The sequence below is a fragment of the Exiguobacterium sp. s39 genome, assembly GCF_018618925.1.
GTDB lineage: Bacteria > Bacillota > Bacilli > Exiguobacteriales > Exiguobacteriaceae > Exiguobacterium_A > Exiguobacterium_A abrahamii.
Window position 1 is genome coordinate 1,854,605 of record NZ_JACSNA010000001.1, and the last position, 12,447, is coordinate 1,867,051.

The window sequence follows — 12,447 nt, forward strand, 5'->3', positions numbered from 1 at the left end:
TTAAATCCGTTTATCGATTAATTGATTAAATTCCATGAATGCCGCAAAGAAATCGAGTTCTTTTTTACTTGGGATTTCTTGCACGACGTTATTATTCGTATCGACGACTTGAATGTAATATTCGTTTAATTTTTCATGTTTGACGAATTTAAGTCCTGTCCGTTGCAGTTCAAGTTTTACATTCGCCTGCTCCATCGCCGTCTCAAGTTTCGTGATGTGTTGCGGTGTCGGTAGGACAACGACTCCTTCTTCTGCTAGCGCTTCCTGATTCGCTTCCACAAACACATTGCGTGTCGCTTCGTACGGCAGGACGTTCGAAGGCAGATGAAGGCGAATTTCCGTATTAATGGAATTCATAGTCGGTCACTCCTTATTTGTTCTCTATGTAGTATATCGGCTGAATTAGATATTTTATAAGTATTAATTTAAGGAACGTGATTTCAGGGTAAAAAGAACGTATGTTTCTATAAAAAGGAGGTATGATAATGCTGTTGCTAAACAATCTATCGTCACAACAACAAGCTATTCTATTAGCTAGTATTCTAGGAGATGGAGAAATCACAAAGTGTTATTCAAGTTCTAGGCGAAAGAACAATAGTTATCGCGAACACTTTGGAGAGTCACAGCGATTTTATCGGGAATGGAAGCGACAACAACTTCCTGATTTGCTATACATTCGTCAAAACAACTTAGTGTCACGCTCCCTTCCTTTATTTACGGAACTTTATCCTTACTTTTATCCATCTGATCAAAAAGATATTCCTTTCGCCTTACTCTCCTTATGTAATCATCCGCTTTTCTTATTGACCCTCTATCTTGATGACGGCTCACTAATTGTCTCAAAACGCCTTACATCAAAACAACAACTGATTGCTTCTCCTACAATCGCACTTTACCTTCAGTCTTTTTCAAAACAGTCACTGACTCTGCTTTGTGAATGGCTAAATCATAATTTCCGACTCTATTTCAGAGTAGCCAAAACGTCGAATGGCTCCGGATATTTCTTGCGAACAACTCGTTTTGAAGACACGATGCAGTTTCTTGATTATTTGACACCCTATGTAAATGAGTTACCTGACTTTTCGTATAAACTCGATTGGAAAATTCGATTGAAACAAATACAACAGGATCACCCACATGTCCATATCTTAAGTACAAAGCCAAATCGATACTTCAGTCCATTAGAAATGGAACAATTGATGAATGACATGGCCAATCAAGTTCCTGTATCAGAAATCGCACAACGCTTAAATCGGTCGATATGGTCAATCTACGCTAAACTCAAGGCCATAAAAAAAGGTCACGGAACGAGTCCGTGACCTGAACAATCGAGATACACCAATTACGATTAACGGAGTAATTGGAGAACGCCTTGCGGCTGTTGGTTCGCTTGCTACGCGCATTAACTTTCGCCAATGATAAGACTATATCTTCATCCTTAAAGTTCAAGGAGCTGGGCACTTCCCCCGCCGTTTACGGAGTACGGATTTCATAACCATCGGACAAGTCCATTAGGTCGTCTATCCTAGTCGTTGAACCTTCACCAAGGTTTCCCTACAGGTGCTTGGCTGCTGATTGTCCAATCCTTGATGTTTTTCAGAACGGTCACGCTCGCCGTTTCCAGCCACGTTGTCGTACATCAAGGCTCTCAGGAGTTCCAGCAATTCACCCAGTCATGATCTAATCCGTTACCAGATTAGACGCCCGGTAGAATCAATCATCGAAGGAGTTGAAGAACGCCCTGCGGAGTTTGATTTGATTGAGCCAACATTGCTTGTGCAGCTTGTGCAAGAATCGAGTTCTTTGTTTGGTTCATCATTTCTTTCGCCATGTCAACGTCACGAACGCGTGATTCAGCCGCTGTTAGGTTTTCAGAAGATGTTTTAAGGTTGTTGATTGTATGCTCTAAACGGTTTTGAGTAGCACCAAGTTTAGAACGCTCTGCTGAAACTGTTTCAATCGCAGTGTTTACTGTAGTGATAGCTGTGTTAGCACCAGTCTGAGTAGTAATGTCAATACCAACTGTTGAAGCCTCATCTGTTCCTGTACCAACTAAAAGTGCAGTTGCATCCATGTTACCAATAACTAATGTAAGGTTTTGTGATTCATTCGCACCAATTTGGAACACTTTACCGTCAGCATCTGAACCATCAAGTAATTTTTGAGTGTTAAACTCAGTAGTTTTAGCAATACGTGTAGTTTCTTTTGCTAACTGAGTAAATTCTTTTTGTAATTCTTGACGGTCAGTAAGTGTGTTAGTATCGTTGGCAGATTGAGTCGCTAATTCACGCATCCGTTGAAGAATGTCATGCGTTTCATTCAATGCACCTTCAGCTGTTTGAATCAAGGAGATACCGTCTTGTGCGTTACGTGAAGCTTGATCAAGTCCACGAACTTGTCCACGCATTTTTTCAGAGATTGCAAGACCAGCTGCATCGTCACCCGCTTTATTGATGCGAAGACCTGAAGCGAGTTTCTCCATTGATTTACTTTGTGCTGCAGAAGCTGCAGACAATTTGTTGTGCGTGTTAAGCGCTGTTACGTTGTGATTGATAATCATTGTAATTTCCCTCCATAGGATAAGTTTTTTGTCTCTTCGAAGATCCGTCTTCTCCGAGATGTGCCCCCTGGCCGGCCCAAGGGTGACACGATAGAATTAGTCGATGACTGCTTCCACCCTATATATCGTCGCCCATCCGAAATGTTTAACAACTTTCTTCAAAAAAATGCAAAAAAATCGTACATCCATGTCGGATGTACGATTTCCCCATAGTTTAGAGACGCGTCGCACCAGTCTCTTCCTGTAGTTGTTCCGCTACAGCAACAAGCTCTTCCATCGCCCCGTTCACTTCACCGAGCGATGCTGCTTGATGGCTTGATGCCTGTAAGACTTGTTCCGCGTGCTTTGATGCTTCCTCAACCATTGCAAGGATATTCGCTGTCGTTAAACCGACTTGATCAATCTCTTGATCCGATTTGACGACGAGCTGGTCGACCGATTTAACGCGTGAGTAGACATTCTCTGTCGAATGATGAATCTCTTCAAATGACGATCCTGCTTGTTCAACGAGTCCGACACCTGTTGCGACTTCACTTTGAACATCAGTCATCGCGTTTGCCGTATCATTAACGAGACGTTTGACGCCAGAAATCAAATCCGTGATTTCTTTTGCTGAGGTCGCCGTCTGTTCCGCGAGCTTCTTGACTTCTGCTGCAACGACCGCAAAACCTCGTCCTGCTTCTCCTGCTCGTGCCGCTTCAATCGATGCATTCAAACTGAGCAAGTTCGTCTGAGCTGAGATATCACTAATGACATCCGTGATCCGTGAGATTTCGCCTGTCATGTCCGTCAGACGACCGTTCAGTGTCGCTGACTGTTCCATCTTCTTCGAAATCATATGCATCGCTTCGACGGAATCTGTTGCGAGTGTCTTCCCGTTCTGTGCTTCCGTCTGCATGACTGTCGCTGATTTCAATGCTTCGTTCATCTCTTTTGCAACTTCATCCATCGTCCGTTTGACCGCACCGAGGGCGTCCATCGACAAGTAGGCTTGATCGACGTTTTCGTTCATCTTCGCTGATAGCTCTGCCATCGCTGAACGGATGCTTTCACCCGACGCATTGCCTTCTTGGACTGCTGCTGCGATCTCTTGCGCGGACGCTGTCAGCTTATCGCTCGAGCTTCCCATCTGTGTCGCTTGTTTACGGATATGTAAGACCATCACTTCTAGTTCGTGCATCAGTTGGTCGACTTCATCACCGCGCTTCGCTTCCTCGAAATCGACGTTGAAGTTGCCATTCGCGACTTCGCGTGCCGTTTCCGTCGCCTTTTCGATCGCTTTGATCGGTTGACGTAAGATCAATTGCGTCAACGACGTCCCTATCAACGATAACAATAAGCCAATCCCTGCTCCAATCCAGATCGCGTTCGTATCCGCGACATCAAGTCCACGGTGGAGATAGAGCACGAGCTGAGCTGAGATGCCGCTCGTGATGACTGAGATCGCCAAGACCCAAAAGAATAACCGTACCTTCAAGTTGCTTCGTAATTTACGCATAACCGAAACTCCCTTTCCTGTATCTTCTTTCACCGTCCTCTCTATCGGTTTCTTTTGTAACCGTTTTAAGTCAGTTGACCCGATTTTCAAAAACGATTCCCAGTGATATGACAAAAACACACCAAAAAGAGTGATGATCGAATCGTCCATCACTCTCTTTCTTATTTCCGCTCAATCTCAACATACTTATACGAGATATCCGTTCCGACATTGTGTCGTGCGAGATTTTTGACTTCCGTGTTTTGCAAGAAGGCATTCTTCCGTTGGTAGACCGGTGAGATCGCTTGATCGTCGAGCAACAAGCTTTCCGCTTTACTGAGTAAGGCAAGACGTTTGTCTTGATCGAGTTCACCTTCAGCCTGTTTCAAGAGACGATCATACTGTTTGTTCGAATAATCCATCATATTGAACGGGTTACCGGTCGTGAACAAGTTCAGGTATGTCGTCGCATCCTGATAGTCCGGAGCCCAGCTCGCAAGTGACAAATCATAGTCCCCTCGTCCTTCACGGGCGAGACGTTCTTTCTTCGGAAGTGACAACAGTTTAACGTCGACATTCTGCTTCTTCAACGCGCCTTGGATATACTCCCCGATTTTTTTCGAGACGTCGTCATCTTCGATCAACATCGTCAACTCAAGATTTTGCTTCGCCAGCACTTTATTTGCCGCTGCTACATCATATGATGATTCGATTTGACGCGCGTTATCGTATTTCGGATCAAGTTCTTTCGGTACGATGTAGTCCGCAGGGAGTGATCCGTTCCCGAGCAACGTTTCCGTCATCGCTTTTTTATCATATGCCGCATCGATCGCTTGGCGTGTTTCTTTATCTTTCAAAGCATCCGTCTTTTCGTTCATCCGGATGAAGAACATCCGCGAATCGCTGAACGTGTTGTACTCTTTTTGATTTTTATACGTCACGACGTTCTCCGAGTTGAGTGGCGCGACATCGAGCTCTCCTGACTCAAACAAGTTGATCGCAAGCATCGGATCCTTGATGATTTTAACGTCGACTTCGTCGATCTTGACATTCTTCCGGTCTGCGTACTCAGCGTTCTTCGCGAGCGTATAGCCTTGTTCCGCTTGATATTTCTTGAACGTGAATGGTCCGTTGTAGACGTTCGTTTTTGGATCCGTTCCGAACTGGTCGCCTTCTGCTTTGACGATATCTTCCCGGACTGGCATATATGTGCCGAACGTCGTCATGCTAAGGAAGTATGGTGTCGGTCGCTTTAGTTCGATTCGGAGCGTTTGGTCGTCGACCGCTGTCGTTTTTTCGACAGGTTCAAGCAAGTAAGCGAACGGTGAGTTCGTTTTGATGACACGCTCGAATGCATAGCGGAAGTTCTCCGCTGTGACGGGCTTTCCATCCGACCATTTTGCATTCGGGTCAAGCTTGAACGTATAGACTTTTCCGTCTTCAGACACGCTATGTGATTTCGCTGCCGCTGGAACAAGTTCGTTGTTCGCGTCAAAGCGATAGAGTCCTTCGTAGATTTGGTTGAAGATGTTTGACGTGATGGCATCTGCCGGGTCAACCGACAGGAGGTCATAACTCTCCATCGTATGCAGGACTTTTTTGTCCGCTTGTTTATCTTCTGCTGGTTCTGTCGTTGCACATCCTGCTAATAGGACTGCCGTACTCGCCGCTGCGATCAATGTCTTTTTCATGTGTAGTGCCTCCTGAGAAATATGATGAGCGTTGGATGATTCGGCATACCTTGACGTACAACAAAAAGCGCCCTCTACGCATAGCTAACAGCTAATGCATAGAGGACGCCTGTATCCGCGCGGTGCCACCTCTGATTGAGACGAAAAATCGTCTCCACTTGTCGCTGGTCCAACAACCAGCTAGCCCGGTAACGGGGGCAACCGTCCTGTCTACTCGAAGGTTCAACAGGCTCTCAGCGGTCCATTCTCGTTCAGCTTACCGTGTCAGGCTCTCACCATTCCTGACTCGCTTGGTCGGCAGTGTTGACGATACTTACTCCGCGTCGTCGATGTAATTGATATGGCTTAACTTGTTGTTTACTTTACACGGCTTGTTTTTCACTGTCAACGAAAAAAACTCAGAACGGATGATCTTCTTGTTTTTCTTGCTCCCGACGGACCGGACGTGGTCGAATCGGTTCGACGTGTTTGACATGTGTTCGTGTAACGATTCGGTTACTGAGTGCTGCGTCAAGTAAGATCGTGATCGCTGCTGCCATGTGTAAGAACATCCCGACGACCGGAATGACACCGACCGTTGATGCGACGATCCCGACGATGTTCCCTTTTGAGACGTTCCCGGCACGTGCCGTCAATACGACGACGACGATGTGAAACGCGAGCATCAACCACAGGGCATTGTAACCTGAGAAAATAACGATTGAACCACCTAGGAGCGGAATCCCAAGCACCGCTTCCATTCCACCTGATACCCACTTCAACGTCCGCAATGAATCCTGTCGACTCTCCATGACGTCGCCTCCTCTTTTTTTCCATATGTCTAGTATACGACGGATTGCAGAAAAGGTTCCAACGTTTTTGTTTAGTTTGTAAAATAACAAAAAAACGATCGACGACTATACTCAAGTCTTGCTCCCTTTCCTCAGGCGAGACACAAGCCGCGACTCTTTCGCTTCAAGCGAAGAGCCGGTTCTTGTTTGTCTCTGACAGCGCAACTGCGCTTTTTTCTGTAGGAGTGGAGCACCTTGAGCATCCAGCATGCACTGGAATATCCGTCAATCGCTCATTATTTTAAACCGCCAACACGTGGAACTGATAACCACGATGGACGACGAATCCTGCCTCTTTGTAAAGATCGAGTGCACGATCATTATCCGTCTCGACGTCGAGCTCAAGTTGTGTCCGACCCGTCCGGAACAACGCTTGAACCATCAATTTCAGCATCTTTTTGCCGTAACCATTACCTTGCGCTTCTGGACGAACCGCAAACGCATGGATGCTCGCTTGTGTATCGGAAGCGAGATAAGCACGGATGACACCGACCGGTTTGCCGCTCGCGACACCGATGAACGTAATTCGGTCGTCAGATTCAATCGCTTGATAGATCGACTCTGCTTCTTCGTCCGTGTTCCCGAACGATTTACCAAGCGTCTCGACGATGAACGGACGGTCGTCTGCTGTCGCTTCGCGTAATTCGAAATCCGGATCGGCTTTCAAGAACAACTGCGCCTTTTTCAAAATCATGTTGTATTCGGTCATCCGGTACTCAGCACCTAATCCTTCGAGGACAGCTTGACCTGACTCACTTGCATCGTCAATGACGAACGTAAATGCTTCGACGCCCGCTTCCGTTGCCCGCGAACGTGCCGCTTCGACAAGTGCCGTGAAGATGCCTTGTTTCCGATAATCCGGATCAACGAAGACATTCAATTCCCACTCCGTCGGTAAGTAAGCGAATGCTTGTAAATATCCAATCAATTGCTCGCCATCATAGATTGCGAAATCGTTCTCGCCAACCCAATCGGCTGCGACTTTTAATTCAATGTCATCGTGATCGTTGACACATTTTTCGAGTTGTAATACATCTGTTGTTTGTTTGACGTCTGTGACGTTCCATTCCATATTCATTCACCTCATTTTCAACTATACCGAACGAACAAAAGAAGCACTAGCAAAAGCTAGTGCTCATTGCAGTTTGAATGTCTTCATCATCTGCGGGACGTCCTTGACGATCAAGTTTTCGATCGTTTTCTTGCCGACAGCGCCTTTGACGGCTTCCGTCGGTAAGACGTAGTAGTACGTTTTGCTCCCTTTCGTCCCGAGATATGTACCATATCCGATTTCACGGTCGAACTGTTTTTTCGAGAGCTTCTTCGGCTCGTAGTTCAAGTTGACGAGCAGCTGATCCGCTCCTTTGACTTTATAGTACAACGCGAACGTGCCGCTCCGCGTGACGACACCGTATTTCGATTTGACCGTCTTGTTCTTAACGAGATCGACTTTATCTTGTTGGATCGCCTTTTTTAACGCGTCCGTCGTCTTGACGGTATAGCCGAACGTCTTGTTTGCGACGACTCCTTTGCTATACGTCACGTTACTTGCAGCAAAGCCCGTCACTGGAGTCAGACATGCTCCGAGTAAGACTCCTGTCATTGCGATTCGTTTCATGCTGACTCCCCCTTAAAATGATCGATAGTTATGAATTCCCTTTTGTGAAATAGGTAAACTCTATTCTTGAAAAAGATTTGACGGAATTGTCTAAATTTCTTACGATAGGGATAACGAAACGAAATGGGGTTAAAGCGATGACTGAACAAGAACAATTAACGCAAGAACAGCTCGATAACTTGCTCAAGAATGCGTTTGCAATGCAGGTTCCGATCCTCGAGAAGTTCATGAAGGATACACACGATCGTTATGCACTCGCAACGACGTCATTCAAGCGTGACATGGAAGCGATGAAAGAGACGGAATGGCATCAGTTCTTCGCTAGTAAACTGTTACCGCACTTCTTCCTCGAGCACCTCGGATTCGGTGCCTCGTTCCGCTTCAACGGACATGATAAGGAAGTCGATCTTCCGGAAAACGTCGTACCGGTCCGCAATGATGCCGATGAGCAAATCGAAAAAGTCGTCCTTGGGGTCAAAAAGGCGATGCAAGACGAGCACATCAAGAATCACGATCTCGTCGCGAACTTCTATAAGGAAACACTCGAACTCGCGTGCCAAATGGGCAGCCGTGTCGGGATGAGCGATGAGTTCTATACCCTCGTCAAACCAAGTCTCGTTCATGCGAACGAAGGCGAATGATCTTTAACTTCTACCAGCATTAAAAGGAGAACAGCTTCTGTGTGAAATGGAAGCTGTTCTCCTTTTTCGTATGCCTATTCCAAAACGAAGTAGCTCATCCGCGACTCCTACAGGAAAAGAAAGTCCAATAGCACTTTCGTCAGGGACTAGTAAGACCCGGCAGATGGCACGGAGTGCAAGATGCCGCGGCTTACTCCCGCCTGTGGAAAGCAAGGATGACGGAATCGTTTGTCAGAATCCTCTACCATTCTACCCCATCAAAACCGAACGTAGAACACCGCTCCGCCACCGCTTCGGTCGCGCACACCATAGTCGAATTGATGACTATCGAGAATCATCCGACTGATTGCAAGACCCAGTCCGTGCCCGGCGCTGCCTTCTTGTTTAACGTAGACGTCCCAAATCGTCGCCCGGTCTTCGGCCTGAACTCCCGCTCCTTCATCCTCGACCGTCAATTCGTCATGCGTTAAGCGAACGGTGACTGTCCCGCCGACGGGTGAAGCAAAACGGGCGTTCATCAAGAAGTTGATTAAAACACGTTCGAACATGCGTGGATCAATGGACTGCTTAATCGGCTGGAGATCGGTCGCCAGTGTCAGTCCTGCCTGCGTGAACGTCCCGCGCAGGCGTTCAATTGTCGCAAGCACGAGTTCATCAAGTGCCACATCCGTTTTTTCAAGCGGCATCCGTCCACCAGCAAGCTTCGAATAAAGCAACGTCTCATCAATCAGATGACCGAGTCGATCCGTCTCCTCGATGATGCTCGTCGTCACGTCGGGCAGTTCAGCGACGGGAATGACACCTGCTGCCAGTGCCTCGGTCTCGTTTCGAATGATCGCGAGCGGCGTCCGCAAGTCATGGGTGATGCCGGCAATGAACGTCTTCTGTAGATGATCCTTCTGTTTGAGTTGCGTCTGCATCTCGTCGACCGCGTCAATCAACTCCCCGACTTCATCCTTCGGTCGCGCCGGCAGGACGACGTCCGTTTCGCCAGCACCAATCTTTTGAGCAACGGATCGAAGCGTGACGATCGGTCGTGTCAGGTGTCGTCCCATATAGTAAGCGAGTAACGATGCGAGTAATAGGGTCACGAGTAACGCGAGTCCGATCGCGAGATAAACACCACTCAGCGCACTACTCGCCAGTGGTGCTTGTCGGACCGTCGTGATGCGCGTTCCGTCAACCGTCAACTGATACGTCAGCAACCGTTCATTTTGCACTTCAATGACATCTTCCTTCTTGAGATTATCAAGAAGTGGCAACCGCCCCGCCGGTCCGCGCGCCCCAATCCGTTGCGTCAACCCGTCGGTCGTCAAAAACCCTTGAATATCACGCGGTATCGGCGTGTCGGCTTCAAGCGCTTGTTTAATGATGTTCGCTTCCCGGGCGAGTTGATCGTACCGTTCGCCTTCTGCGAATCGATTGACGAGAAACGCCGTCAAGACGAAACTGAGGATCCCCATCACGAGCAGCGGACCGACGACAGCGTATAAGAACTTACGTATCAAAGGACGCCGTTTCATTCAATCGCCTCCAATCGATAGCCGACCCGGTGGACCGTCTTCAATTGTTGTTTAATGACAGGTAACTTATCCCGTAATTGTTTAACGTGTGTATCAACGGTCCGGGTATCGCCACCAAACGCGTACCCCCAGACGTCATCAAGAATCTGATCCCGACTCAGTGCCTCCCCGAGGTGTTCGATGAAGTAAAGCAACAGTTCGAATTCCATTTTTGCGAGACTGATCGCCCGCTCACCTGTTTTGACTTGGCGTCCCTTCTCATCGATCGTCAAGTCACCGAACGCATGGCGAGCGACCGGACGGACTTTAAGTGCCCGTTCAAGCCGGATCGTCAATTCTTTCAGGACGACCGGTTTGACGAGATAGTCATCGGCACCGAGTTCGAGTCCGAAGACGCGATCATCGGCCTCGCCGCGTGATGTCATCATGAAGACGACCGGTGGCTGAACTTGTGATTTGATACTTGGTACAAGTGACCAACCGTCCCCGTCCGGTAAGCGGACGTCGATCAAAACGGCATCAAACGCTCTCGTCAGGCACTGTTTCGCCTCTGCTAACGAACCGGCAATCGTCACCTCATACGCATGGTGCCGAAGGAAACGTGCCGTCACCTGCGCTAATTTTTGTTCATCTTCAATCAATAGTACGTTCATGGTCATCCCTCCACTCTTAGTGTAGCGCCTTTTTGCCTACATTTGCCTTTCTTCGCAGTTTCTTTGCAACTTCCTCACAACTTCTCTTTCGTGACCCTCTACCATAAAAGGTGAAAGGAGTGATCATCCCATGACATTCAAAAAACAATGGATCACTGCATTGACAATTAGCGCATTAACAGTCGGAGGCGCATCAGCATACGCTGCGACGAACGACGACTCGAGCACGACAAAACAAGCGAAACACGGGCACCACTTCGAAGGTATGAAAAAACATGATATGACGCTACTCTTGAAAAAATTGAACCTGACACAAGCTGAGGCAGATGCTGCCCGGGAAAAAGGGCAATCAATCGCCGATCTCGCAAAAGCAAAAGGAATCTCGTTCGCTGATTACAAAAAAGCAGAACTCGCAGCAGCGAAGGAGCAGCTGGCAAGTCTCGTTAAATCAGGCGACTTAACGCAAACGCAAGCAGACGACATGTTGAAGCGTCAAACGGAACGGTTCAGTGGCGTCAAGAGCTACGCTGAACTCAAAGACAAGATGCCGATGGGTCGCCACGGTGGACCAGGTTTCTTCAATGAATCATTGATTGCTGACGTCCTGAAGGCACTCGGACTGAGCCAGTCGAAGTTCGACGCAGCGAATCAATCGCTTGCTGCTTATGCGAAGGCACAGTCGATCAAGTTCGCCGACTATAAAAAAGCATTGCTTGCGGCGCAGACAAGTGAACTCAATCAACTCGTCAAAGACGGGAAGATGACGAAAAAGCAAGCAACGGAAATCAAGTCTCGACTGACAGAGAAATATAAGGATGCAAAGAGCTACGACGATCTTCCGGATCGCGGCGAACACGGTAAGCGTGGCGACCATGGACCGGGTGGTGTCTTTGGTGATTCAACATCCGCAATTTTAAAAGCACTTGGACTCGATGAAGCGAAATTTAAAGCTGCAAAGCAATCATTACCTGAATTCGCGGAAGCGAACAAGATCGCTTACGCCGATTTCGAGAAAGCCGTCCTGACAGCTCAAACTGCTGCGATTGATCAACAAGTCAAAGATGGCAAGCTGACAGACAAACAAGCGAAGCAGATCAAGGAACACATCCAGTCTCGAGCGGATGAAGTCTCAAGCTACGCTGATTTGAAGAAAGGACCAGCACGCGATGGTGGTCATGGTCGAGGACACGGACCTGGTCCGGACGGCGACATGCCGGGCGCACCGGATCAAGGAACGGATACCGATCCAAATGCCAGTGACACGTCCGTCGATTTAGCGATTTAAGGGTGAGACCGAAGCTCTTTCATGAGAGTTTCGGCTTTTTTGTGTTCGATTTAGGACAGATGTCTTTTAATCATGATTTTCATATACTGGTTCACTTTTTTGAAAAATAAGTCTATTCCTTGAACGAAGGTTGCAATTTCCATTTCCTACACCCGATACTAGTAAAGAG

12 protein-coding genes and 1 other annotated feature are annotated in these 12,447 nt (G+C 47.6%); of the genes, 3 read left to right on the forward strand and 9 right to left on the reverse strand.

Annotated elements, in window-relative coordinates; all coding sequences use genetic code 11:
• Complete coding sequence (locus KNQ11_RS09725) at positions 1-357, reverse strand: flagellar protein FlaG (protein WP_149427783.1); 357 nt, start codon at positions 355-357, stop codon at positions 1-3.
• A 128-nt stretch (positions 358-485) separates the two neighbouring features.
• Between KNQ11_RS09725 and KNQ11_RS09730 the strand changes: the two genes are divergently transcribed.
• Positions 486-1,319: an endonuclease gene (locus tag KNQ11_RS09730; protein WP_244290057.1), complete on the forward strand. Its 834-nt coding sequence runs from the start codon at positions 486-488 to the stop codon at positions 1,317-1,319.
• 398 nt (positions 1,320-1,717) lie between these two features.
• Here the strand turns inward: KNQ11_RS09730 and KNQ11_RS09735 are convergent, their stop codons facing one another.
• From KNQ11_RS09735 to KNQ11_RS09760, 6 genes are all read right to left on the reverse strand, one after another.
• Complete coding sequence (locus KNQ11_RS09735) at positions 1,718-2,560, reverse strand: flagellin N-terminal helical domain-containing protein (protein WP_149427784.1); 843 nt, start codon at positions 2,558-2,560, stop codon at positions 1,718-1,720.
• Positions 2,561-2,774: 214 nt separating this feature from the next.
• Entirely contained in the window at positions 2,775-4,058 is a 1,284-nt protein-coding gene (locus tag KNQ11_RS09740; protein WP_050678723.1) for a methyl-accepting chemotaxis protein, read from the reverse strand.
• A gap of 161 nt (positions 4,059-4,219) precedes the next feature.
• Positions 4,220-5,728: a peptide ABC transporter substrate-binding protein gene (locus KNQ11_RS09745; RefSeq protein WP_149427785.1), complete on the reverse strand. Its 1,509-nt coding sequence runs from the start codon at positions 5,726-5,728 to the stop codon at positions 4,220-4,222.
• Between the two features lie 98 nt (positions 5,729-5,826).
• Positions 5,827-6,064 (reverse strand) — a binding site (T-box leader).
• A gap of 62 nt (positions 6,065-6,126) precedes the next feature.
• The gene (locus KNQ11_RS09750; protein WP_035396226.1) at positions 6,127-6,519 is read right to left on the reverse strand and encodes a hypothetical protein; all 393 of its coding nucleotides are present in this window, start codon (positions 6,517-6,519) and stop codon (positions 6,127-6,129) included.
• Between the two features lie 280 nt (positions 6,520-6,799).
• Positions 6,800-7,630: a GNAT family N-acetyltransferase gene (locus KNQ11_RS09755; RefSeq protein WP_214771310.1), complete on the reverse strand. Its 831-nt coding sequence runs from the start codon at positions 7,628-7,630 to the stop codon at positions 6,800-6,802.
• A gap of 63 nt (positions 7,631-7,693) precedes the next feature.
• Positions 7,694-8,176, reverse strand: coding sequence for a hypothetical protein (locus KNQ11_RS09760; RefSeq protein WP_214771313.1), 483 nt, complete (start codon positions 8,174-8,176; stop codon positions 7,694-7,696).
• Between the two features lie 137 nt (positions 8,177-8,313).
• Here KNQ11_RS09760 and KNQ11_RS09765 point away from each other — a divergent pair, with 137 nt between their 5' ends.
• Positions 8,314-8,817 carry a hypothetical protein gene (locus tag KNQ11_RS09765; protein ID WP_035410079.1) on the forward strand — a complete coding sequence of 168 codons (504 nt, stop codon included), beginning with the start codon at positions 8,314-8,316 and terminating at the stop codon, positions 8,815-8,817.
• Between the two features lie 257 nt (positions 8,818-9,074).
• Here the strand turns inward: KNQ11_RS09765 and KNQ11_RS09770 are convergent, their stop codons facing one another.
• On the reverse strand, positions 9,075-10,340 hold the full coding sequence (locus tag KNQ11_RS09770; RefSeq protein WP_214771316.1) for a HAMP domain-containing sensor histidine kinase: 1,266 nt from the start codon (positions 10,338-10,340) through the stop codon (positions 9,075-9,077).
• Entirely contained in the window at positions 10,337-10,993 is a 657-nt protein-coding gene (locus tag KNQ11_RS09775) for a response regulator transcription factor (protein WP_214723927.1), read from the reverse strand. Before KNQ11_RS09775 ends, KNQ11_RS09770 begins: the two co-directional genes overlap by 4 nt.
• Before the next feature lie 130 nt (positions 10,994-11,123).
• On the opposite strand from KNQ11_RS09775, the gene KNQ11_RS09780 reads away from it, so the two are divergent.
• On the forward strand, positions 11,124-12,278 hold the full coding sequence (locus KNQ11_RS09780; protein WP_214771318.1) for a hypothetical protein: 1,155 nt from the start codon (positions 11,124-11,126) through the stop codon (positions 12,276-12,278).
• The last annotated feature ends 169 nt before the right edge of the window (positions 12,279-12,447 follow it).

Excerpts from the sequence above, each read along its gene's own strand:
- KNQ11_RS09725 (WP_149427783.1), bottom strand. The coding sequence starts at position 357 with ATGAATTCCATTAATACGGAAATTCGCCTTCATCTGCCTTCGAACGTC.
- KNQ11_RS09730 (WP_244290057.1), top strand. The coding sequence starts at position 486 with ATGCTGTTGCTAAACAATCTATCGTCACAACAACAAGCTATTCTATTA.
- KNQ11_RS09735 (WP_149427784.1), bottom strand. The coding sequence starts at position 2,560 with ATGATTATCAATCACAACGTAACAGCGCTTAACACGCACAACAAATTG.
- KNQ11_RS09740 (WP_050678723.1), bottom strand. The coding sequence starts at position 4,058 with ATGCGTAAATTACGAAGCAACTTGAAGGTACGGTTATTCTTTTGGGTC.
- KNQ11_RS09745 (WP_149427785.1), bottom strand. The coding sequence starts at position 5,728 with ATGAAAAAGACATTGATCGCAGCGGCGAGTACGGCAGTCCTATTAGCA.
- KNQ11_RS09750 (WP_035396226.1), bottom strand. The coding sequence starts at position 6,519 with ATGGAGAGTCGACAGGATTCATTGCGGACGTTGAAGTGGGTATCAGGT.
- KNQ11_RS09755 (WP_214771310.1), bottom strand. The coding sequence starts at position 7,630 with ATGGAATGGAACGTCACAGACGTCAAACAAACAACAGATGTATTACAA.
- KNQ11_RS09760 (WP_214771313.1), bottom strand. The coding sequence starts at position 8,176 with ATGAAACGAATCGCAATGACAGGAGTCTTACTCGGAGCATGTCTGACT.
- KNQ11_RS09765 (WP_035410079.1), top strand. The coding sequence starts at position 8,314 with ATGACTGAACAAGAACAATTAACGCAAGAACAGCTCGATAACTTGCTC.
- KNQ11_RS09770 (WP_214771316.1), bottom strand. The coding sequence starts at position 10,340 with ATGAAACGGCGTCCTTTGATACGTAAGTTCTTATACGCTGTCGTCGGT.
- KNQ11_RS09775 (WP_214723927.1), bottom strand. The coding sequence starts at position 10,993 with ATGAACGTACTATTGATTGAAGATGAACAAAAATTAGCGCAGGTGACG.
- KNQ11_RS09780 (WP_214771318.1), top strand. The coding sequence starts at position 11,124 with ATGACATTCAAAAAACAATGGATCACTGCATTGACAATTAGCGCATTA.